Source organism: Streptomyces rectiviolaceus (assembly GCF_039533825.1).
GTDB classification, from domain to species: domain Bacteria; phylum Actinomycetota; class Actinomycetes; order Streptomycetales; family Streptomycetaceae; genus Streptomyces; species Streptomyces rectiviolaceus.
The window spans coordinates 1-20,649 of record NZ_BAAAUG010000220.1; the positions used below are offsets into that span (position 1 = coordinate 1).

The 20,649-nt window shown below is 71.3% G+C and carries 22 protein-coding genes; 12 read left to right on the forward strand and 10 right to left on the reverse strand.

What is annotated here, in order from left to right:
* Positions 1–326 precede the first annotated feature (326 nt).
* Positions 327–740, reverse strand: coding sequence for an ATP-binding protein (locus ABD378_RS42270; protein WP_344530505.1), 414 nt, complete (start codon positions 738–740; stop codon positions 327–329).
* A 211-nt stretch (positions 741–951) separates the two neighbouring features.
* On the opposite strand from ABD378_RS42270, the gene ABD378_RS42275 reads away from it, so the two are divergent.
* A complete protein-coding gene (locus tag ABD378_RS42275; RefSeq protein WP_344530508.1) occupies positions 952–1,797 on the forward strand; it encodes an RNA polymerase sigma factor SigF in 846 nt (281 codons plus the stop codon).
* A 23-nt stretch (positions 1,798–1,820) separates the two neighbouring features.
* Here ABD378_RS42275 and ABD378_RS42280 read toward each other — a convergent pair whose 3' ends face one another.
* The 4 genes from ABD378_RS42280 to ABD378_RS42295 form a co-directional block, all read right to left on the reverse strand.
* Positions 1,821–2,372, reverse strand: coding sequence for a VanZ family protein (locus tag ABD378_RS42280; RefSeq protein ID WP_386545955.1), 552 nt, complete (start codon positions 2,370–2,372; stop codon positions 1,821–1,823).
* 36 nt (positions 2,373–2,408) lie between these two features.
* A complete protein-coding gene (locus ABD378_RS42285) occupies positions 2,409–2,801 on the reverse strand; it encodes a DUF2267 domain-containing protein (RefSeq protein ID WP_344530510.1) in 393 nt (130 codons plus the stop codon).
* Complete coding sequence (locus ABD378_RS42290; RefSeq protein WP_344530513.1) at positions 2,773–3,525, reverse strand: GAF domain-containing protein; 753 nt, start codon at positions 3,523–3,525, stop codon at positions 2,773–2,775. The genes ABD378_RS42285 and ABD378_RS42290 overlap by 29 nt, the downstream gene beginning before the upstream one ends.
* A gap of 157 nt (positions 3,526–3,682) precedes the next feature.
* Positions 3,683–5,191 carry an FUSC family protein gene (locus tag ABD378_RS42295; RefSeq protein WP_344530515.1) on the reverse strand — a complete coding sequence of 503 codons (1,509 nt, stop codon included), beginning with the start codon at positions 5,189–5,191 and terminating at the stop codon, positions 3,683–3,685.
* A gap of 225 nt (positions 5,192–5,416) precedes the next feature.
* On the opposite strand from ABD378_RS42295, the gene ABD378_RS42300 reads away from it, so the two are divergent.
* Positions 5,417–5,563, forward strand: coding sequence for a hypothetical protein (locus ABD378_RS42300; protein ID WP_344530518.1), 147 nt, complete (start codon positions 5,417–5,419; stop codon positions 5,561–5,563).
* Positions 5,564–5,565: 2 nt separating this feature from the next.
* Here ABD378_RS42300 and ABD378_RS42305 read toward each other — a convergent pair whose 3' ends face one another.
* Both ABD378_RS42305 and ABD378_RS42310 read right to left on the reverse strand, forming a co-directional pair.
* Positions 5,566–6,255, reverse strand: a complete 690-nt coding sequence (locus tag ABD378_RS42305) for a response regulator (RefSeq protein WP_344530520.1) — start codon at positions 6,253–6,255, stop codon at positions 5,566–5,568.
* Positions 6,252–7,580, reverse strand: a complete 1,329-nt coding sequence (locus ABD378_RS42310; RefSeq protein WP_386545949.1) for a sensor histidine kinase — start codon at positions 7,578–7,580, stop codon at positions 6,252–6,254. The genes ABD378_RS42305 and ABD378_RS42310 overlap by 4 nt, the downstream gene beginning before the upstream one ends.
* Before the next feature lie 187 nt (positions 7,581–7,767).
* Here ABD378_RS42310 and ABD378_RS42315 point away from each other — a divergent pair, with 187 nt between their 5' ends.
* Positions 7,768–8,460, forward strand: coding sequence for an ABC transporter ATP-binding protein (locus ABD378_RS42315; RefSeq protein WP_344530525.1), 693 nt, complete (start codon positions 7,768–7,770; stop codon positions 8,458–8,460).
* Positions 8,457–10,829 (forward strand): FtsX-like permease family protein, encoded by a 2,373-nt coding sequence (locus ABD378_RS42320; RefSeq protein WP_344530528.1) that lies wholly within the window; start codon positions 8,457–8,459, stop codon positions 10,827–10,829. The genes ABD378_RS42315 and ABD378_RS42320 overlap by 4 nt, the downstream gene beginning before the upstream one ends.
* A gap of 26 nt (positions 10,830–10,855) precedes the next feature.
* On the opposite strand, the gene ABD378_RS42325 is transcribed toward ABD378_RS42320, so the two are convergent.
* Together ABD378_RS42325 and ABD378_RS42330 are read right to left on the reverse strand one after the other, a co-directional pair.
* Positions 10,856–11,251 (reverse strand): STAS domain-containing protein, encoded by a 396-nt coding sequence (locus tag ABD378_RS42325; RefSeq protein WP_344530531.1) that lies wholly within the window; start codon positions 11,249–11,251, stop codon positions 10,856–10,858.
* Positions 11,252–11,330: 79 nt separating this feature from the next.
* Complete coding sequence (locus ABD378_RS42330; RefSeq protein WP_344530534.1) at positions 11,331–12,224, reverse strand: RNA polymerase sigma factor SigF; 894 nt, start codon at positions 12,222–12,224, stop codon at positions 11,331–11,333.
* Positions 12,225–12,528: 304 nt separating this feature from the next.
* On the opposite strand from ABD378_RS42330, the gene ABD378_RS42335 reads away from it, so the two are divergent.
* From ABD378_RS42335 to ABD378_RS42365, 7 genes are all read left to right on the forward strand, one after another.
* A complete protein-coding gene (locus tag ABD378_RS42335; RefSeq protein WP_344530536.1) occupies positions 12,529–13,116 on the forward strand; it encodes a PRC-barrel domain-containing protein in 588 nt (195 codons plus the stop codon).
* The gene (locus ABD378_RS42340; protein ID WP_344530539.1) at positions 13,113–13,556 is read left to right on the forward strand and encodes a PRC-barrel domain-containing protein; all 444 of its coding nucleotides are present in this window, start codon (positions 13,113–13,115) and stop codon (positions 13,554–13,556) included. Before ABD378_RS42335 ends, ABD378_RS42340 begins: the two co-directional genes overlap by 4 nt.
* Positions 13,557–13,862: 306 nt before the next feature.
* Positions 13,863–14,066: a cold-shock protein gene (locus ABD378_RS42345; protein ID WP_249591397.1), complete on the forward strand. Its 204-nt coding sequence runs from the start codon at positions 13,863–13,865 to the stop codon at positions 14,064–14,066.
* A 293-nt stretch (positions 14,067–14,359) separates the two neighbouring features.
* Complete coding sequence (locus ABD378_RS42350; RefSeq protein ID WP_344530544.1) at positions 14,360–15,943, forward strand: DEAD/DEAH box helicase; 1,584 nt, start codon at positions 14,360–14,362, stop codon at positions 15,941–15,943.
* Positions 15,944–15,986: 43 nt separating this feature from the next.
* The gene (locus ABD378_RS42355) at positions 15,987–16,280 is read left to right on the forward strand and encodes a CBS domain-containing protein (RefSeq protein ID WP_344530546.1); all 294 of its coding nucleotides are present in this window, start codon (positions 15,987–15,989) and stop codon (positions 16,278–16,280) included.
* A gap of 47 nt (positions 16,281–16,327) precedes the next feature.
* Entirely contained in the window at positions 16,328–16,636 is a 309-nt protein-coding gene (locus ABD378_RS42360; protein ID WP_344530548.1) for an SCO5918 family protein, read from the forward strand.
* Between the two features lie 439 nt (positions 16,637–17,075).
* Positions 17,076–17,414 (forward strand): helix-turn-helix domain-containing protein, encoded by a 339-nt coding sequence (locus ABD378_RS42365; protein ID WP_344530550.1) that lies wholly within the window; start codon positions 17,076–17,078, stop codon positions 17,412–17,414.
* A 52-nt stretch (positions 17,415–17,466) separates the two neighbouring features.
* On the opposite strand, the gene ABD378_RS42370 is transcribed toward ABD378_RS42365, so the two are convergent.
* Positions 17,467–18,078, reverse strand: a complete 612-nt coding sequence (locus tag ABD378_RS42370) for a PAS domain S-box protein (protein WP_344530556.1) — start codon at positions 18,076–18,078, stop codon at positions 17,467–17,469.
* Between the two features lie 157 nt (positions 18,079–18,235).
* Between ABD378_RS42370 and ABD378_RS42375 the strand changes: the two genes are divergently transcribed.
* A partial coding sequence (locus tag ABD378_RS42375; RefSeq protein WP_344530552.1) for a cytochrome P450 occupies positions 18,236–20,649 on the forward strand: 2,414 nt, incomplete at its 3' end.

The following is a 20,649-nucleotide window of genomic DNA, read 5'->3' on the forward strand; positions in this document are numbered from 1 at the left end:
CGGCCTCCTCGTGGCCCGCGGCACGCTCCGGGCAGGCCGGGTCGGCGGCACGCTGGTGGGGGGCGGCCGGGTCGTCGGCCGGGCAGTGCTCCGGTCCGCCCCGCCACGTACCGGGGTCTTCAGGAGCTCCGTATCCGGCCCTGCGCAGGAAATTCCGCATGGTGCACCCCCAGGGGCGACTCCGGGGCACGAACCGCTCCCGCACGGTCCGCACCTCTGTTAGCCGCGGGATTACCCCTCTCATGGGGTGATCCACCCTGTATGTGCCCGGTGAACATGCCTCAGACGGGGGCGAATTGTCCACACCACGGCGCCGCGGGCCGCCGCTATCGGGGCAGGAGGGCCCGGATGGTCTTGCCGTTCGGCCCGACGGTCACCGTGACCGCCTTGGCCATGTGCTGGACCATGGGCCAGCCGAACCCGCCGGTGCCGCCGGCCAGGTCGGGCGTGCGCTCCCGCGGCGGTCGCGGATCGGCGTCTCCGACCACCACCGCTATGCCGTCCGGCTGCGCCCGCAGGCGCAGGGCGCACGACGTCCCGCGTGCGTGTCGTACGACGTTGGTGACGAGCTCGGAGACCGCGAGTTCGACGCTCGCGGCGTCCTGGGTGCCCACGGCGGGGCGGAGCCTGCGCACGAAGGCGCGGGCGAAGTCCCGCGCGTGGGCGACGGCTTCCGGCCTCTTGTCGAAGACCGCCTGGTCCGACGGTCCGGTGTCCAGTCGTATCCCGTGCGTCTTCATGAGCCCTCCTCGTACGGGGTGGCCTCGTCCGAATATGGGGTGGCCGCTGTCCGAGATGCACACTTGCCCGCCAATGCGGACCTGTAACGCCCCGGCGCATAACGGATCTTGTTGCACGACGGGGCGCATGAAGCACCGCCATGGGGGTACGTGCGCTTCACCGGCCGGTCGGGGGACGACGGAGGGCCGGTGCGGACAGGGGAGGGCAACCATGACAGCGGCCACCGGGACATCCACGGACACCGGCATCGCGGAACTGCCGGAGATCGTCTCCCCACAGGCGGTCGGACCCAAGGACGCCCGCGACCTGTCGAAGCTGTTCTTCACCAGGCTCGCCGCGCTCGAAGAGGGCACGCCCGAGTACCAGTACGCCCGCAACACCCTCGTCGAGATGAACATGTCGCTGGTGCGGTACGCCGCCGGACGCTTCCGCCACCGCGGCGACGACATGGAGGACATCGTCCAGGTCGGCACGATCGGCCTGATCAAGGCCATCGGCCGCTTCGAGCTCTCCCGCGAGGTCCAGTTCGCCACGTTCGCCGTGCCGTACATCGTCGGCGAGATCAAGCGGTTCTTCCGCGACACATCCTGGGCCGTCCACGTCCCGCGCCGCCTCCAGGAGGCCCGCGTCGAACTCGCCAAGGCGACCGACGAGTTGAGCACGCGCCTGGGCCGCGCCCCCAAGGTCAGTGAACTGGCCGAGCTGATGGACCTCACCGAGGACGAGGTCATCGAGGCCCGCACCGCCTCCAACGGCTACAACTCCACCTCCCTCGACGCCACCGTCCACGGCGACCGCGACGACAGCGAGGCGGCGCTTGCCGACTTCATCGGCGCGGAGGACCCCGCCATGGAGCTCGTGGAGGACTTCCACGCCCTGGCCCCGCTGCTCGCCCGACTCAGCGAGCGCGACCGGCGGATCCTGCGGCTGCGGTTCGTCGACGAACTCACCCAGTCACAGATCGGCGAACGCCTCGGCGTCTCCCAGATGCACGTCTCGCGCCTCCTGTCCCGCACCCTGGCCCGCCTGCGTGACGGCATGCTCACCACCCTCTGACGCTCTTTGGCACCCTCCGCCGGTCACCTCCTGCTGAAGCGGTGCCACCAGTGCCGCCTGCGCGGATGCACGGCGCGGCCCAGCCTGCGGCCGATCAGCAGGTAGCCGAGGACCGCGCCCGTCGTGTTGAGCAGGACGTCGTCGATGTCGAAGGCCCGCCCGGTGACGAGGACGCCCTGTGTCAGCTCGACAAGGAGCATCACCAGTGCCGTGACGGCTATGACGCGCAGGAGCCCCCGGGCGCGGGGCACGAGCACCGGAAGCAGCATGCCGAACGGCAGGCCCAGGACGATGTTGCCGCCGAGCTGCTTGAGGGTGTCGCGGAACGCGGGCTGTGCGAGATAGTCACGGATCGAGTCACCGGGGCGCAGATTGCTGTGCGTCAAGGATTCGGAGGCGGCCGATGGCTCAAGCGTCAGCCGGGCAAGCAGCACCGCGAAGGCCACCGTCCCCGCGAAGGCAAGGAGCATGGCCATCGCGCGCGCCCATCCGGAGAGCGGGGGCGCACCGGGTGCGTTGCGGCTCCCCGCTTCCTCTTCCTTCATGGTCTTGCCCCGCGGAACTGTCCGTGCCATCACGAGCCTCCATTCAGGGGGTGTGCTGTCCGCGCCTCACGTGGGGTCCGTACGACCGAACAGACCGGCGTGCCCCGGCGGTAGCTGCGTGAGGATGCGGCGCAGCAGCGCGTCGTCGGCAACCTCCGCGACCGTGGCGAGTACCGCGGTGACGGCGCGGCGGGCCTGTCCCGGGTCGACGCCGACGCGCGCGCCCACCGCCGCGATGAAGGCGGCGGGCGTCAGGGGTTCACTGGCCGGTGAGCCTTCTGTGAGGAGGGGGCCGCACTGCTGGGGCAGCAGGCGCGCGAGGTCCGTGCGGTCGTTCCCCACCAGATGCGCCCCCAGGACCTCCAGGACGCTCTGCACCGCCCCTGCGGCCTCCTGCCGCACGGCGTAGCCTCCGCGTTCCTGGACGCGGTCAAGCAGCACTTCCACGGGCTCGTTCACGGCTGCTCCCTTCGGGCTCGTCGGCGTGGTGGGCGCGGGACGGCTGCAGGACGGTGTCGGCCACGTCGAGCAGCGAGAGGCTGTCCCGCGCGCTCACCTCCTGAAGCCACGCCAACCCCTGGGCGACGGCGCAGTCTTCGCGGGCGGCGATGTAGTCGGCCGCCTGGTGGATGCGCTCCCAGCGCGCCGCGCGCGTGCTGGTGGTCCACACCGGGCGCCGGCAGCCGGTACCGGCGTGCACGGGCCGCCAGCGCATCAGCGCGTCGAGGGCGAGAGCGACGGCGCGCTGCGCGTGGGTGATGTGGAGGGGGGTCACGTCGGCGCGCTCGGTGTAGTAGAGACACAGCACGCCGACCGGGGTGTGACCGGCGTGCAGCGGGAGGGCCAGCACGCGCCGGGTGCCGGGCAGTTCCTCGTACAGGGGCGGTCCGGTGCGGCACGGATAGTCGCGCAGGTCCGGCACGAACACGGGCCGCATCCCCAGTGCGGCGCTGACCGATGGACCGTCGGCGCGGGTGAACTGTGCGGCCTCGGCCTGCAGGGCGGGTTCGTCGGTGGCGTGCAGCAGTTGCCAGTGCTCGAGCCGTGGCAGCCAGGACAGGGCCGCCCGCTGGGCGCCCAGCGACTGCGTGAACGCGGTGCAGAGCCGGTTCGGCAGCGCGCGTCGGCCGACAGCCGCCGCGACCGACACGTCATGCACGATCGACGGTGATTCCTCCGGCATGGTCAGCATCCCTCCCAGTCGCGTGCCTCACGGTCCGGCAGCGCCCTCAGGGCGGAGGCTCACGGATGGGCCCGGCGCCCGAAGGTACGGAAGTTCGCCTACCACGCGAGAGGCCACTCATGTGTCATCGGCCGGAGTCATCGATCGGCGTGATCGCTCAGGCCCCGATCAGGGGCGTACGCGTCGGACTGCGCAGCGGCACGGCGAGCTCGACGAGCGCCTTCTCCAGACCGTGCAGATGGGCCAGCACGGGCTCGACGGTGGAGGGGTGCGGCAGGGCGAGGGGGTCGGTGGCAGGACGGTGTGCCGCGTCCGGCGCGGTGAGCGCCTCCACGGCGGCCTCCACGCGCCAGCAGGCGGCGGCGAGCCGGTCGTCGTGCGAGGCCTCGGGGTCCGCGGCGATCGAGGCGAGCCCGTGCACCTCGCGGGCGCAGGCGTCGAGCAGCGCGAGCACCTGACGCGCGCGTTCCTTGCGGGCCCGCAGCGGGCTGAGCGGGTGGACCAGCGGGGCGAGCGAGAACCGCACCTTCCCGAGGAGCTGCTCGAGCTCGGCGACGTGCGGCGCGGGATCGGCGCTCTCGGACCCGGCGAGCCGGGCCGCGGCCTCCGCCGTGCAGGCGTGCACACACCGCAGGGCGCGCTGGATCCAGGCGTTGGTCGTGGCATGCGTGGTGACGGGCAGGACGAGGAGCACGGCGAGGACCGCGCCGAGCGCACCCACGCCGGTCTCCGCCACCCGCAGGGCGAGCAGCCCCGGGTTCAACACCCCGAGCAACCCGTAGAGCACGCCGGCCATCACGGTGACCGCGAGCATCATCCACGTGTAGGAGACCGCGGCCGTGTAGAAGATCCCGAAGACGCTGATGGCGACGACGATCGCTGAGGGCACCGGCGCTCCGTGCAGCGGGACCGCGAGGACGAAGCCGGCGCCGATGCCGATGACCGTGCCGAGCACCCGCCGGAAGCTCCGTACCAGCGTCTCCCCGCTCGACGCGGTGTTCACGAACACCCACCAGGTGGCGCCCACGGCCCAGTACCACCGCTCGTGGGAGAGCACCTGACCCGCCGCGAGCGCGAAGGCTCCGCCGAGTGTCGCCTGAACCGCCTGCCGGGTGGTCGTCCTGGCAAGGCCCCTGCCACCGGGCACAGCGGGCACGGCAGCGGGCGGCAGGCGGCGCTCGTAGCACCACAGTCCGAACCGTATGGCCGACGAGGCGCACAGCGACACCAGGATGGCGGCGAACAGCTCGGGCAGCTGCCCCGGCCCCGTGTGCAGGAACTGCGTCGCGAAGAACATCATGAAGGCGAACACCCCGAGCGAGTGCCCGCGCGGCCCCCACCGCCGCGCGTACACGCCCACGCCCATCACGGAGAGGAACGCGACGTCCCGCGCCACGGGTACGTCGTGCAGCACCGCCGCCAGAGCGAGCACGGGGAACCCGACCGCGGGCAGCAGAGCCGTGGTGACGGCCTGCCCCTTCACCGTCGCGTCGCCCACGGTGAAGAGAGCGAGGAGAGCGGCGAGCCCACCGGTGATCGCCGCGACGAGCGAGTGCCCGGCCAGACCGCACACGGCCACCGCCAACGCGATGCCGATGACGGCCCGCGCGGCGAACCGCAACCGCACCCGCCCCGGATCCGGCGCCACGAACACCCTCTTCAGCACGGCTTCCCCGCCCCCTTCTCGTCCAGCTCGACCTGCCCACATGCAAAAGGCGCCGCGGGAATCCGCAGCGCCATCGACAGACACATCACACCATCCAGAGCCCTACTGGCTCAACCGACACCTGAATCACTGAGCCATTGGCCCACCCCCAGACCGTCCGGCCGTGCCACTTGAGGGCCAACGGACCTGCCGTAGGCTGTCAGCTCTCTCGTCCTAGGAGTCGGCATGCCCGGAGTCATAGCCCGTATCAAGCAGTTCGTCCGTAGCCCGCAGGGGCAGCGCGCGATCAGCCAGGCCCGCCGGGCTTCGGCCGACCCCCGGAACCGGGCCAAGGCCAAGCAGCTGTTCCGCAAGATCCGAGGGCGTCGCTGAGCTCAGGTACCGCCGTCGCGGCCTCCCGGTGAGATCAGCCCGGTCTCGTAGGCGAGCACGACGGCCTGGACACGGTCACGCAGGTCCAGTTTGGACAGGATGCGGCCGACGTGTGTCTTGACCGTGGTCGGGCTGAGGAACAGACGGTCGGCGAGCTCGGCGTTGCTGAGGCCCGTCGCGAGCAGCCGGAGCACCTCAAGCTCACGGGGCGTCAGGTCGGAGAGGTCGCGGTGGAGGGTGGCCGGTTCGCTCTCCTCGCGGGTGGCGAAGCGTTCGATGAGGCGGCGGGTGATCGTGGGGGCGAGGAGTGCGTCGCCGGACTGCACCAGGCGTACGGCGGCCACCAGGTGCTCGGGGGTGACGTCCTTGAGCAGGAAGCCGCTGGCGCCCGCCGTGAGCGCCGCGTAGACGTAGTGGTCGAGGTCGTACGTGGTGAGGATGATGACCCGGGTCGTGTGCGGGCCTTCGCCGGCCAGGATCCGTCGGGTGGCCTCGATGCCGTCCATCCGGGGCATCCGGATGTCCATGAGGACGACGTCGGGCCGGGTGCGCCGGACGGCGGCGACCGCCTCGGCCCCGTCGGCGGCCTCGGCCGTCACCTCGATGCCGTCGGCGGCCAGGATCATCCCGAATCCGGTGCGTACGAGTGCCTGGTCGTCGGCGATGACGAGGCGCAGCGGGGGCCAACTCATGTGGTGGGCCAGGGTATTCGGGCCTTGATGCGGTAGCCGCCCGTGAGGGTCGGCCCGGCGGTGAGTTCGCCGCCGTAGACCGCGATGCGCTCGCGCAGGCCGATGAGACCGCGGCCGTTGCCGTCCGCCTGCGGGGCGTCTCGCGAGCCTCCGGTGTCGATGATCTCGATCTCCAGGTGGTCGTCGGCGCGGCCGATGGCGACGGTGGCGTCGGCGCCGGGCGCGTGTTTGATCGTGTTGGTCAGCGCTTCCTGGACGACGCGGTACGCCGCGAGGTCCACGCCGGGTGACAGCGGGTCCGGCGGCAGACCCACCGTGACGCGGACCGGTGTCCCCGCGGCACGTACGCGTTCGATCAGGGCGTCGAGCTGTCCGAGGCCGGGCTGCGGCTCAAGGCCGTCCGCCGGGCTGTCGGCCCTGCCGGTGTCCGGGGCGGCCAACAGGCCCATCACATGCCGCAGTTCGGCCATCGCGGCCCGGCCCCCGGCCTCGACCGCGAGGAGCGCTTCCTTCGACCGCTCCGGCGCCGCGTCCATCACCTTGCGTGCCGCGCCCGCCTGGATCACCATCACGCTCACATTGTGGGTCACGACGTCGTGCAGCTCGGCGGCGATGCGGGATCTCTCCTCGTCCACCGCCCGGCGCGTGGCCTCTCCCTGCGCCTGCTGCAGGTGCGCGTACCGGCCCCGGCTCGCCGCCAATTGCCGCTGCCAGAGCCGGACAAGGCCGGCCAGCACCCCCGCCACGAGCAGCACGACCGCCGGGCTCGACCAGCCCGGAAGGACGGGCTCCGTGTCCCGGAAGGCGATGCCCGCCAGGACGGCGGCGCCGAGCAGCACGACCATCGCCCGTAGCCGGTACCGGCTGTGCATGACGGCGCTGTAGGCGCCGACGACGCAGGTCAGCACGTTGATCCAGGACGTCCTGTCCTCGCCGATGGCCAGCGCCACGACCAGCACCGCCGCGAAAGCGGCCAGCGGGTACCGGCGCCGGGCCGCCAGCGGCAGTGCCGAGAGGGCGACGAGCGGCCAGGGCGCGGCGTAGGTCTCGTGGTCCGGTATCCCGGGGCCCGGAGGCGGCGGCTCGGGCCTGGCAGGAAAGTCCTGCCCGATCGTGACCGGCCCGCTGTCGGGGTAACGCGCCGCCACGATCAGGGCGATGACGGTCAGCAGGACCGCCAGGGCCACATCTGCCCCCACCTCTCGGTACGACAACGGGGCGGGCCTCGCCTCCGGGCGGAACGCGTCGCGCAGTTGCTGACGCCGTACGCGCCACTCTCCCGTGTCCACCGGCTCATTGTGCGTTCCGCCCGCTCCTGCCCGCATCAGCCTGCGCGACCAGGGGCCCGTCCCGCAGGAGTACGTCGCAGTGATGACCCCGCGGCAGGGTCCTCCGCGCGGAGGTCCTGATGTCGGTGCCGCGGCCGACGCGCTCCAACGGCCCCCGCTCCTACGTTCGCTGAGCTGGGCCGGCAACCGCATGAGCCCTCGACCGCAAGGACGGACACCTGCCATGACTCACGTGATCGAACTGGAAGGCGTGGCCAAGCGCTACGACAGCGCGGGCGCGCCCGCGCTCGGGCCGCTCGACCTCGGCGTCGCCCAGGGCGAGGCCCTCGCGGTGACCGGCCCGTCGGGCAGCGGCAAGTCCACGCTCCTGAATCTCGTCGCGGGCCTGGACAAGCCGACGCAAGGAGCGGTCACGGTGGCGGGGCGGCGCATCGACCGGCTGAGCGAGCACGCGCTCGCCCGGTTCCGCCGCGAACAGGTCGGCATGGTCTTCCAGTTCTTCAACCTGCTCGACGACCTCACCGTCGCCGACAACATCCGGTTGCCCGCCCAACTGACCGGAACCGCACGGAAGAAGGCTGCGGCCCGCACCGTCGAGCTCATGGAGATCCTCGGCATCCAGCAGCACGCCCGCGCCTATCCGGGCCGTCTCTCGGGCGGCGAACGCCAGCGCGTCGCGGTCGCCCGGGCGCTGGTCAACCGCCCCTCGCTGCTCCTGGCCGACGAGCCGACCGGAGCGCTCGACACGGCGTCGGGCCACGACGTCAGGGAGCTGCTCGTGGACCTGCACCGCGGCGGACAGACGATCGTCCTTGTCACGCATGATCTGGCGCTCGCTGAGGCCTGCGCGAGCCGCACGATTCACCTGGTCGACGGCCAAGTCGCCCTCGACACGCCTGCGCAGGCGCTCCGATGAGCCGCTCGGGCACCGGCGCGCTGGGCCGTGTCGTGCGCTCCGGAGTGGGGCGGCGCAGGGTGCAGACCGTGGTGATCGCCGTGGCCACGATGATGGCCGTGGCCTCGGCCGTGGTCGCCGGCTCCCTCATGGTCGCCGCGAACGCCCCCTTCGACCATGCCTTCGCGCAGCAGCACGGGGCGCACATCACCGCGCAGTTCGATCCGGCCAAGGCGAGCACGGCGCGGATCGAGGCCACCGGGCGGCAGGACGGCGTCACGGCGAGCGAAGGCCCCTACCCGCTCACGACGATCCGTCCGGTGGCCCCGGACGGCGGTCACGTGCCGACCTTGACGCTGGCCGGGCGGTCCGCGCCGCACGGCGCCGTGGACGACCTGGACCTGAAGTCCGGCCGGTGGGCGGCGAAACCGGGCGAGATCGTGCTTGACGAGTCCTTCGCCGGACCCGCCTTCGAGCTCGGCTCCACCCTGAGGACGTCGGACGCCGCGGACGCCGAGACCCTCACGGTCGTCGGCCTCGCCGTGTCGGTCAGCAAGACCGCCGACGCGTGGGCGACGCCCGCCCAGGTCAGGGAACTCGCGTCCGATGACGGTCCGGTCACGAGCCAGATGCTCTACCGCTTCGACTCAGCGGGAACGAAGGAACAGATCGCCGACGCCCGGAAGAAGCTCGCCGCCGCGGTGCCGTCCGGGGCGCTGCTCGGCACCCAGTCCTACCTGGACACCAAACGCGCCGCGGATCAGGGCGCGGCGCCGACCATCCCGTTCCTGATCGCGTTCGGTGTGCTCGGCATCGCGATGTCCGTGATCATCGTCGGCAGTGTGATCAGCGGCGCGGTCGGCACGAGCCTGCGCAGGATCGGCATCCTCAAGGCCATCGGCTTCACCCCGCGCGAGGTCGTGCGCGCCTATGTGGCCCAGGCGCTGATACCGGCGGGCGTCGGCATCGCGCTGGGGGTCGTGCTCGGAAACCTGCTCGCCGTCCCGCTCCTCGCCGACACCGAGGAGGTGTACGGCACGGCTTCCCTGTCGGTGGCCTGGTGGGTGGATGTCGTGGTGCCGGCCGCCGCGCTGCTCGTCGTCGGCGTCGCGGCGCTGGTCCCCGCGCTGCGGGCCGGGCGGCTTCGCACGGTCGAGGCCATCGCGGTGGGCCGGGCGCCGCGCACGGGGCGCGGCCAGTGGGCGCACCGGGCGGCGGGGCGGCTTCCGCTGCCGCGTGCGGTGACCTACGGTCTCGCGAGTCCCTTCGCGCACCCGGTCCGTACGTTCGCGATGCTGCTCGCGGTGGCCTTCGGCACGGTCGCGGCGACCTTCGCGGTGGGTCTCACCGCGTCGCTCGACGCGGTCGGCGCCGCCCAGGATCCCGAGGAGCGCGCCGCTGTCACCGTGTTCAGCGGTGGGCAGAGCGCCGGCCCCGAAGGGCCTCGCCCCGGGACGGGCGACACGTCTCCCCCGGCCGCCGACCCGGCGAAGGTGCGCGCCGCCGTCGAGGCGCAGGCGGGCACCGCCTCGTACTACGGCATGACGGAGACGGAAGTCACCGTGGGAGGGATCTCCGGACCGGTCCGGGCCAGCCTCTACGAGGGTGATCCGGCGTCGGGCGGCTACGAGATGATCGCCGGGCGCTGGATCACCGGTGCGGGGCAGCTCGTGGTGTCCACGCGCTTCCTGGAGAGGACCGGCACCGAGATCGGCGACACCGTACGGGTGGCCCTCGGGAAGGAGACACGGACCCTGCGGATCGTCGGTGAGGCCTTCGACACCTCGGACGACGGCCTGCACCTCCACACGGACCTCGCCGGATTCGCCACGGCCGAGCCCCAGACGTTCCTGGTCGAGGTGGATGCGGACATCTCCCCCGCCGCGTACGCCAAGAAGCTCGCCGCAATGCTCGAGCCGCTGGGCGGCGACGCCATGGCCAACCCCCCGTCCGAGCAGGAGGGCACGGTCCTCGTCCTGAACGCCATGGCGGTCCTGCTCACCCTGATGCTGGTCTCCGTGGCGGGTCTCGGGGTGCTCAACTCCGTCGTGCTCGACACCCGGGAGCGCGTCCACGACATCGGCGTCTGCAAGGCGCTCGGCATGTCACCGAGGCAGACCGTGAGCCTCGTGCTCGCCTCGGTGGCGGGGATCGGGGTGGTCGGCGGTCTGGTGGGCGTGCCCGCCGGGTTCGCGCTGCACGGCTTCGTGCTGCCGGTGATGGGGCGCGCCGCGGGCACGGGTCTGCCGCCGTCGGTCCTCGACGTGTACGAGACTTCGCACCTGGTCCTGCTGGGGCTCGCCGGGGTCGTCATCGCGCTCCTCGGCGCGCTGCTCCCCGCGACCTGGGCGGCCAGGACCCGTACGGCCACGGCTCTGCGCACGGAGTAACGGCTCCCGGGCGCGGGCGGCCGGGGCTACGGCTCCCTCGGCGGCCACAGCGGACGCTGGTCGGCCGGCAGGGTCTGCAGGGCCTGGCCGACCGTGCGGTGGGCGGGGAGCAGTTCGGTGCTGCCGGTCAGCGTCAGCATTTCCGACAGGCGCCGCCCCGCCCCCGCGAGCAGCAGCCTGCCCTCGCGGCGGGCGAGCAGCCAGCGCACGGCGAGCAGGCAGTTGAGCCCGCGCGAGTCGCAGAACATCAGCGCCGTCACGTCGAGGACCAGATGCCGGTGCCCGGCCTCGACGGAGGCGCCGAGGGTACGCAGGAAGTACTCCTCGCAGGACTGGTCGAGTTCGCCGCTGACCCGCAGCACCGCGGAGTCGGAGCAACTCGCGAGCTCGGTGATGGTCAGGCGATGGGTCTCAGTGGACATCACACCCCCATGAGCCATCGTACCGAGATCAGCCCAGTGGCCTCTCCCGAAACAGCCGCGCGCGGTTCGCGCCCTGCTGCTACCTCTTGTCGAGGAGCTTGACCCGCAGCCGCCCGAGGGTCCGGCTGAGGATGCGCGAGACGTGCATCTGGGAGATGCCGAGCTCCGCACCGATCTGGCTCTGCGTCATATCGGCGGCGAAGCGCATCGAAAGGATCTTGCGTTCGCGTTCCGTGAGCGCGGCGATGAGCGGCTTGAGGGAGTGCAGGTCCTCGACCTTGTCCAGCTCCGGATCGCGGTAGCCCACGTGGTCGGCCAGCGTGTCGTCCGAGTCGACGCCGTCGGCCGGAAAGTCCAGGGAAGCCGTGGTGTAGCCGTTGGCCGCGGTGAGACCTTCGCTGATCTGGGCCTCGTCCAGGTCCAAATGCTCGGCGAGTTCGGCCGTGGTCGGGGTGTGGCCGTTGGTCTGCTCGAGATCCGTGGTGGCCTTCACCAGGTCCAGGCGGAGTTCCTGCAGCCGCCGGGGAACACGCACCGCCCAGGTGGTGTCGCGGAAGAAGCGCTTGATCTCGCCCATGATGGTCGGCAGCGCGAAGGTGGGGAACTCCACGCCGCGCTGCAGGTCGAAGCGGTTGATCGCCTTGATCAGACCGATGGTGCCCACCTGGACGACGTCTTCGTACGATTCGTCGCGCGGACGCATCCGATGGGCCGCGTACCGCACGAGGTTGAGGTTCAGCTCCACCAGCGAGTTGCGTACGTAGGAGTGCTGGGGCGTGCCTTCCTCCACCGCGTCGAGGCGGGCGAAGAGCGTCATGGAGAGGGCCCGGAGATCGGCCGTGCGCCGTCCGCCGGCGAGCGGCAGGGGGTGTTCGGCGGCCGGCGGCCCGGCTGCGGCGAGGTCGGGGCCGGCGGTATGTCGCTCGGCGAACGACATCGTGGGTGCTGGACCGCTGCTCGTCGGGGCCACCATCGTCACTCCCTGAACACAAGGCGCCCTCGGGGTGAGAGCGCGCCGTGCACGGGCTCTTACCCGTCATCTCCCGTTACATTCCCGTGACTTGACTCTCCGTATAAGTCACCCTTGCAGGGGAACCCGGTTCAACCGCGGGACGACACGGGAGGTGGACGGCTGTGATCTGGTGGATGTGGCTGACCGCAGTGCTGGTCGCAGCGCTCCTGCTGACCGGTGCGGTCATCGGAACTCAGGCCCGGCGCCGGGGCGGTGGCGCGATCGTGGTCCGGCGAGGCCGCCGTGCGGGACGCGGGAGGATGCGATGACGACGCTGATACCGGCCGCCGACCTGACCAAGCGGCCCGTGGTCACGCTCGGTGGGGAAGCCGTGGCCCAGGTCAAGGACACCGTCTTCGACGCGGCGGGCGGACAGATCACGGGTTTCACGCTGGCGGGCCGGGGACTTCTGTCCGGTCCGCTCAAGCAGGGCCTGCCCTGGCCCGGCGTCCACGCACTGGGTCCTGACGCGGTGATGATCCTTTCCGAGGAGGTCCTGCGGGCCAGGGACGCGGTGGTGGACAGGGGCGAGGCCGACACCGGACAGGTGCGCGGGGCCCGCGTACTGAGCGATGCGGGGCTGGAGTTGGGCACCGTGGTGGACGCGGTGGTCGAAGGCGGCACCAGTGGCCGGGTGGCCGGTTTCGAGGTCGCCACCACCGAGGCGATGGGCCGGCACGAGCGCAGGGCGTTCCTGCCGGCGCACGGCCGACTGGCCATGACCGGCGACACGTTGGTGATCCCGGCCGGGCTCGCCGGGCAGGCGGTGGACGACCTCGACGAGCTGACCGCGGCATGGGACCGGCTCCGGACCGCGGGTGAGACGGGGTTCCGGAAAGGGGATGCCCGATGATGCTGCTCAGCAAGGTGCTGGGCCACCCGGTCATCAGCGCCGACGACGCCCGCCCCGCCGGGGAGCTGGCCGGACTCGGCATCGATCCGCAGGCCTGCCGGATCACGGAGCTGTATCTGCGGGACGTGAAGCGCGGCAGTGACAGCGTCCCCTGGAGCGAGGTGCGCGGGGTGGGCCCGGACGCGGTGATCATCGACACCGGCGCCGGGGACGCGACCGAGGACGCCCGCCGCAGCCCGCACTCCCGTGCGCACAAGCGGCTCCTCGGCAAGCGGGTCCTCACCGAGTACGGCGAGGACATCGGCACACTCACCGAAGTCACCTTCGACCCGGACACCGGCGCCGTCGGCGATCTGCACATCGGACATGAGCAGGTCCCCGGCAGCCGCATGATCGGCCTGGGCTCCTACGCCCTGATCCTCGGCGCCGGACCCCTGTGACAGAAACGCTGCGTTTCGAGCGGTCCAATATGTGTGCCGGCCGTGAGAGAAATCAGCGTGACGCGCTCTGAGAGTTTCTTGCACGACAGCCAGAACGGCATTTTCTACCACACAGAGCCGACCGTACCGTGCTACTGTCGATCTCAGTTGCAGTTGTGGTTCCCAAAAAACTTCAAGTGCCCTCACCGCTCATTTGGGCCGGTGGGAGCACTTTTGTATTTCCGGTCATTTCCGGCGGGGCAATCATCGCGGCGACGCGGAGTCCGCACAGTGCGGCTCCGGGCACTGCCCCGAAGGAGATTTAACATGGCTATTGGCACCGTGAAGTGGTTCAACGCTGAAAAGGGCTTCGGCTTCATCGAGCAGGACGGCGGCGGCCCCGACGTCTTCGCCCACTACTCGAACATCGCCGCCCAGGGCTTCCGTGAGCTCCAGGAAGGCCAGAAGGTGAACTTCGACATCGCCCAGGGCCAGAAGGGCCCGACGGCCGAGAACATCGTTCCCGCCTGACGCTCACGCGTACTTTGTAGCTGGGGCCCGCACCTTGGGGTGCGGGCCCCAGCTCGCGTATTTCCCGCATCATCCAGGGCCACGAATCATCTGCGCGAACACTGTGTCATCGACCTCTTGTTCGCCGTGCCCCTGTCCGGAACGTCAATCGTTCCCGCGCATCCGCCCGCAGAACACTGCAGTCGGCCGGATTCGCTTTACGCATTTCCCCCGGCCCGTGTTCTCGTGATTCTCCGCGCTGCGTTCTCGCTGCGGAAATTCCTTGGTACGTGCCGCATCAAGGAAGGTTCCACATGAACCGCGCACGCACGAACGACCGCTCTTCTCGCGCCCGCTCCGGTGGTTACGGATCCGGCTCCGGCTCCAGTTACGGCTCGGGCTCTGGCTCCAGTTACGGCTCGGGCTCGTCGGGCTCAGGCCGCAGCGGGGGCCGCTTCGGTGCACAGTCCGGCGGCCGCTCCGGTGGCCCGAGCCGTTCGGGTGGCTACGGACGCCGCCCCTCCGCACCCCAGGGCGAGTTCGCCCTGCCGGTCACCGTCACCCCCGCGCTCCCGGCCGTCGAGACGTTCGCCGAGCTCGCGATGCCGGCCCCGCTGCTCGCCGCGCTCGGCCGCGAAGGCATGAGCGTGCCGTTCCCGATCCAGGGAGCGACGCTGCCCAACTCCCTCGCGGGCCGTGACGTACTGGGCCGTGGCCGCACCGGTTCGGGCAAGACCCTCGCCTTCGGACTCGCGCTGCTCGCCCGTACGGAGGGGCAGCGCGCCGAGCCGCGCCAGCCGCTCGCCCTGGTCCTCGTCCCCACCCGCGAACTGGCCCAGCAGGTCACCGACGCGCTCACGCCGTACGCCCGCGCCCTGAGGCTGAAGCTCGCCACGGTGGTCGGCGGCATGTCCATCGGCAAGCAGGCCGGTGCGCTGCGCTCCGGAGCGGAGGTCGTCGTCGCCACGCCCGGCCGGCTCAAGGACCTCATCGACCGCGGCGACTGCCGGCTGAACCAGGTCGGCATCACCGTCCTGGACGAGGCCGACCAGATGGCCGACATGGGCTTCATGCCCCAGGTCACCGCGCTGCTCGACCAGGTACGCCCCGAGGGCCAGCGGATGCTGTTCTCGGCCACGCTCGACCGCAACGTCGATCTGCTGGTCCGGCGTTACCTCTCCGACCCGGTGGTCCACTCCGTCGACCCCTCCCAGGGCGCGGTCACCACGATGGAACACCATGTGCTGCACGTGCACGGCGCGGACAAGCACCGGACGACCACCGAGATCGCTGCCCGCGAGGGCCGGGTGCTCATGTTCCTGGACACCAAGCACGCCGTCGACAAGCTGACCGAGCACCTGCTGAACAGCGGTGTCCGTGCCGCGGCCCTGCACGGCGGGAAGTCCCAGCCGCAGCGCACGCGGACGCTGTCCCACTTCAAGACCGGTCATGTGACGGTGCTCGTGGCGACCAACGTCGCCGCGCGCGGGATCCACGTCGACAACCTCGACCTGGTCGTGAACGTCGACCCGCCCACCGACCACAAGGACTACCTCCACCGCGGCGGCCGTACGGCCCGCGCCGGTGAGTCCGGCAGCGTCGTCACCCTGGTGACGCCCAACCAGCGCCGTGACATGAGCCGCCTGATGTCCGCCGCGGGCATCACCCCGCAGACCGCCCAAGTGCGCTCCGGCGACGAGGAGTTGAGCCGCATCACCGGCGCCCAGACTCCTTCGGGCGTCCCGGTCACCATCTCCATGCCGGCCGCCGAGCGCCCCCGGCGCGGCAGCGCGTCCTCTTCGCGGGGCCGCCGCAGCCGCAGCGCCCAGGACCGGCGCACCGACCGTGCTCCGCGCCGCGCCGTTCAGGGGCAGCCCCCCTCCAGCTCGGCGGCCTAGGCTTCGCGATCATCAGGTTCACCCACCCCTGCAGGAGACACCTTTGACACCGGTTCAGACTCAGCCCCGCCCGGCGGACTCCGCCACCGCCTTCCTGGCCGACAGCGGCGAAAGCTCTGACGGCCCGGACGGGAGCGGACCGCAGGTCCGTGACGACATGACCGTCGAGCTCGCCCTCTCGGTCATGGCAGGCGCGGGCGCCGGCCATCTGTTCCTGTGCGACGAGGACGACCTGTGCACGGGCCTGATCACTCGGGCCCGTCTCATCGCCGTCCGCGAAGGCCCCGCTTACACGGACCAGGTCCGCCTACGGGACGTTCTCGCCCTCGTGCGTTGATCACCTCACCTCTGTCTGTCGGCCCCTCTCCTCACCTGTGAGGCATCATGCGCTGCGTCATCGCCCGTTTCCCGTTCGACCTCACCAAGAGTGGGGTGCTCGAGACGATGAAGGGCATCAAGCCCGAGCCCATCACGGGCGACTCCGTCATCATCGGCCGCCGCCACTACCCCATCAAGCAGGTGGGAGCGGTCATCACCCGGCAGGACCGGCGTGACTTCAGCGCCGGGGAAGTCACCCGCGCCATGACACACCTCGGCTTCACCTGCCGCACCCCGTCCGAGGACCCTGCCCCGCCCGACCTCACACCGGTCCAGTCCGCGTCGGCGATGCTCGGCGCCTCCACTCCCGTGTAGCGGGAGACGTAGGACACGACACCAGAACAACGAAGAGGGCCCTGCCGGCGCGCGCCGGCAGGGCCCTCTTCGTGTACCCGCGCGCATGTGTCGGGGTGGCAGTGCAAAAAATCTACGCTCGCGGGCGTAGACATTGGTCGGTCGCATGGCTAGGGTTTCTCTCGTAGGTGTAGACCCCAGAGGAAGAACGGAGGAGCAGACGCCATCAGGATCGCCCGGCCCGAGATCGATTCGGCCCGGGTGCCGCAAGACCCCGGAATGGAAGGTGGTCCTCGGTCACGCATCAGCGATCCCCGCATTCCAGCCCACTTCTCGGGCCGGACGGCGGAAACAATAGGTCGGCGCAGCAATAGGGCCGACAGATGGTGTTGAATTTCCTTCGGGGCCTTGGTGCCGTACGGCACTGGGGCCCCTCGACGCGTTGGCACAACGAGGTGACATGACTGCAGATACTCCGCTCAGCGGTCGTCTGGACGACGACGACTACCCCGCCTACACCATGGGGCGGGCCGCCGAGATGCTCGGCACCACACCCGGCTTCCTGCGGGCCATCGGTGAGGCACGGCTGATCACACCGCTCCGCTCGGAGGGCGGCCACCGGCGGTACTCCCGCTATCAGCTGCGGATCGCCGCGCGCGCCCGCGAGCTGGTGGACCAGGGGACCCCGGTCGAGGCGGCCTGCCGCATCGTCATCCTCGAGGACCAGCTCGAAGAGGCAAAGCGCATCAACGCCGAATACCGCCGCACCGCAGCCGAGCCGAGCGACACCCCGAGCTGAGCCCCGCCCTCTGCCAAGAGGCCGCAGGGGCCGCTCCCCCGGCAGGCTCGCTTCACGCCGCCGGAGGCCACACCCCAGGGACCAGAACCCCCAGCGCATACGCCCGCGCCACCAGTTCCGTCCGGTTCGCCGCGCCCCAGCGGTCGGTCAGACGGCGCAGGTGGTAGGTGACGCCGTCATGCGTGAGGCCCGTTTCGCGGGCCGCCTGAGCCGTGGTGGCACCGCCGGCCAGCAGGGCAAGGATCCGGGCCTCGGCCGCGGTCGCGGCCTCGACGGGCGCCGGAGCCGGTGCGCGCTCCTCGCCCAGGACGCGGAGCAGCACCAGCAGGGCGGTGGCATCGTCGACCGTGTCGCTCACCGGCTCCGCCGTCAGCTCGCCGTGCCGTCGCACCCCGTCGGCCGCCTCCCAGTGCACCGCGACCGGATAGCGCGAGCGGCGGCGCAGCCGCACCGCCTCGGCGATCCGGAGCACCTGTGTCTTCTCATCGGGGCGGAACAGCTCGAGCACGTTGCGGCCCCGCAGGGTGCCGGAGGTCTCGCCCCACTCCGCCGCCATCGCCGGGTTGGCGAGGATGATCGCCCCGCTCGCGTCGCACACCGCGACAGGCATCGGGATGCGGTTGAAGAGGAGCATGGCGCGGTTGCGCCACAGCACGGAGTCCATGGAGTCCACAGGGCGACTCCTTCCAGCCGGGGGCAGTCAAGAGCGGGGCATCATTCGCCACTACACAATCATGTAGTGGTACGGCGCGGACCTGCGGGGATCGGCGATCAAGCTGGTGAGCAGTGACTTCCGTACGGCGAAAGGCAGTTGTCGCGCCATGCCCCCCACCACCACCGCACCGCTCCCCCAGGACACCGGCTCCGGCCTCGACGGCGTACCGCTGATCGACATCTCCGCCACCGGGCCGGGGCCCGCCCCGCTGCAGCAGGCCATGGAACTGGTCCGCCGTCACGGACCCGTCGTGCGGCGGCGGCTGCACGGCCGCGACGCGCTGTTCGTGAGCGATCTCGGTCTCGTCACCGAGCTCGCCGACGAGACCCGCTTCGCCAAGCACGTCGGCCCCGCGCTGGAGAACGTGCGCGAGTTCACCGCCGACGGCCTCTTCACCGCGTACAACGACGAGCCCAACTGGGCCCGCGCGCACGACATCCTGATGCCCGCGTTCGCGCTGGGCTCGATGCGTACGTACCACCCGATGATGCTGCGCGTCGCGCACCGGCTGATCGAGTCGTGGGACCGCGGCGCGCGGGACGGGCGTCCCGTGGACGTGCCGGGTGACATGACCCGGATGACGCTGGACACGATCGGGCTCGCCGGGTTCGGCTACGACTTCGGTTCGTTCGAGCGGGCCGAGCCGCATCCCTTCGTCGAGTCCATGGTCCGCTGCCTGGAGTGGAGCATGACGCGGCTGAGCCGCACTCCGGGCAGTGATCACTCGGCGGCGGACGCGGCCTTCCGGGACGACGCCGGCTATCTGGCGCAGGTGGTCGACGAGGTCATTTCCGCGCGGGCCGGGGCAGGTGGCACGCCCGGTGCGGAGCCCGCCGAGGATCTGCTCGGCCTCATGCTCAGCGCCACGCATCCGGGCGACGGCTCGAAGCTGGATACCGCCAACATCCGCAACCAGGTGATCACCTTCCTGATCGCGGGGCATGAGACGACGTCCGGTGCGATGTCGTTCGCGATGTACTACCTCGCCAAGCATCCCGCCGTGCTCGACCTCGTACGGCGCGAGGTCGATGCCCTGTGGGGCGACACGGCCGACCCCGAACCGACCTTCGACGAGGTCGGGCGGCTCACGTACACCCGTCAGGTCCTGAACGAAGCGCTGCGACTGTGGCCGACGGCCGCGGCGTTCGGGCGCCACGCCCGCGAGGACACGCTCCTCGGCGGCCGCATCCCGCTGCGTGCGGGCCAGGGCGTCACCGTGCTCACGCCGATGCTGCACCGGCAGCCCGTGTGGGGCGACAACCCGGAGCTGTTCGACCCGGCGCGCTTCACCGCGGAGGCGGAGGCCGCGCGCTCCCCGCACGCGTTCAAGCCGTTCGGAACCGGTGAACGGGCTTGCATCGGGCGGCAGTTCGCGTTGCACGAGGCGACCATGCTGCTCGGGATGCTGGTGCACCGCTACCGGCTGCACGACCACGCCGACTACCGGCTCACCGTCAAGGAGACGCTCACCCTCAAGCCCGACGGCTTCACGCTCACGCTGACGCCGCGCACCGCCGCCGACCGCGTGCACGGCGAGCTGCCGGGCGCGACGGCCGGCCGGACCGTGGCGGAGCCCGACGCCGCCGTGCTGCCCGCCCGCGTCGTGCCCGGCACCCGTGCGCTCTTCCTGCACGGCAGCAACTATGGAACCTGCCGGGACTTCGCCGCCCAACTCGCCGACGAGGCCGCATCGGTGGGGTGTGTCGTCGAGGTCGCACCGCTGGACGAGTACGCGGGCGCGCTGCCCGCCGACCGCCCGGTCGTCATCACCGCCGCCTCCTACAACGGCCGTCCCACCGACGACGCCGCGGTGTTCGCCTCCTGGCTGGACGGCGCACCCGCTGCCACCGCCGAGAACGTCACGTACGCGGTCCTCGGCGTGGGCGACCGCAACTGGGCCGCCACCTATCAGCACGTCCCCACGCGCTTCGACGAGCGGCTCGCCGAGCTGGGCGGCACCCGGCTCCTTGAGCGCACGGCGGCCGACGCCTCGGGCGATCTCGGCGGCGCCGTACGCGAGTTCACCGCGCGGTTGCGCAGGGCTCTGCTCGAGCGGTACGGCGATCCCGACGCGCTGGGAGCCCCGGACGCCGCCGCGCCCTCGGACGCGTACGAGGTCCGCGAGGTGACCGGCGGGCCGCTGGACGCACTCGCCGCGCGGCACGGGCTCGTCCCGATGACGGTCACCGAGGCCTACGACCTCACCGCCCCCGGCCATCCCCGCACGAAGCGCTTCGTGCGGCTCGCGCTGCCCGACGGCATGACCTATCGCACCGGCGACCACCTCACCGTGCTGCCCGTCAACGACCCGGCGCTCGTCGACCGGACCGCCGCCGCGCTCGGCGTGGACCTGGACGCCGTTCTCGACATCCGCGCGAGCCGTCCGCGCCGTGACGGCCTCGCCGTGGACCGCCCTCTGACGGTGCGCCAACTGCTCTCCTGTCACGTCGAGTTGCAGGACAAGCCCACCGCGGAGCAGCTGGCCGTGCTCGCCGCCGCCAACCCCTGCCCGCCCGAGCG

Bases quoted from the DNA above. Each gene is read 5' to 3' on its own strand.
- ABD378_RS42345 (WP_249591397.1), top strand. From the start codon at position 13,863: ATGGCTATTGGCACCGTGAAGTGGTTCAACGCTGAAAAGGGCTTCGGC.
- ABD378_RS42315 (WP_344530525.1), top strand. From the start codon at position 7,768: ATGACTCACGTGATCGAACTGGAAGGCGTGGCCAAGCGCTACGACAGC.
- ABD378_RS42275 (WP_344530508.1), top strand. From the start codon at position 952: ATGACAGCGGCCACCGGGACATCCACGGACACCGGCATCGCGGAACTG.
- ABD378_RS42330 (WP_344530534.1), bottom strand. From the start codon at position 12,224: ATGGTGGCCCCGACGAGCAGCGGTCCAGCACCCACGATGTCGTTCGCC.
- ABD378_RS42360 (WP_344530548.1), top strand. From the start codon at position 16,328: ATGCGCTGCGTCATCGCCCGTTTCCCGTTCGACCTCACCAAGAGTGGG.
- ABD378_RS42280 (WP_386545955.1), bottom strand. From the start codon at position 2,372: ATGGCACGGACAGTTCCGCGGGGCAAGACCATGAAGGAAGAGGAAGCG.
- ABD378_RS42350 (WP_344530544.1), top strand. From the start codon at position 14,360: ATGAACCGCGCACGCACGAACGACCGCTCTTCTCGCGCCCGCTCCGGT.
- ABD378_RS42270 (WP_344530505.1), bottom strand. From the start codon at position 740: ATGAAGACGCACGGGATACGACTGGACACCGGACCGTCGGACCAGGCG.
- ABD378_RS42300 (WP_344530518.1), top strand. From the start codon at position 5,417: ATGCCCGGAGTCATAGCCCGTATCAAGCAGTTCGTCCGTAGCCCGCAG.
- ABD378_RS42335 (WP_344530536.1), top strand. From the start codon at position 12,529: ATGACGACGCTGATACCGGCCGCCGACCTGACCAAGCGGCCCGTGGTC.
- ABD378_RS42340 (WP_344530539.1), top strand. From the start codon at position 13,113: ATGATGCTGCTCAGCAAGGTGCTGGGCCACCCGGTCATCAGCGCCGAC.
- ABD378_RS42305 (WP_344530520.1), bottom strand. From the start codon at position 6,255: ATGAGTTGGCCCCCGCTGCGCCTCGTCATCGCCGACGACCAGGCACTC.
- ABD378_RS42365 (WP_344530550.1), top strand. From the start codon at position 17,076: ATGACTGCAGATACTCCGCTCAGCGGTCGTCTGGACGACGACGACTAC.
- ABD378_RS42290 (WP_344530513.1), bottom strand. From the start codon at position 3,525: ATGCCGGAGGAATCACCGTCGATCGTGCATGACGTGTCGGTCGCGGCG.
- ABD378_RS42325 (WP_344530531.1), bottom strand. From the start codon at position 11,251: ATGTCCACTGAGACCCATCGCCTGACCATCACCGAGCTCGCGAGTTGC.
- ABD378_RS42320 (WP_344530528.1), top strand. From the start codon at position 8,457: ATGAGCCGCTCGGGCACCGGCGCGCTGGGCCGTGTCGTGCGCTCCGGA.
- ABD378_RS42370 (WP_344530556.1), bottom strand. From the start codon at position 18,078: ATGGACTCCGTGCTGTGGCGCAACCGCGCCATGCTCCTCTTCAACCGC.
- ABD378_RS42310 (WP_386545949.1), bottom strand. From the start codon at position 7,580: ATGCGGGCAGGAGCGGGCGGAACGCACAATGAGCCGGTGGACACGGGA.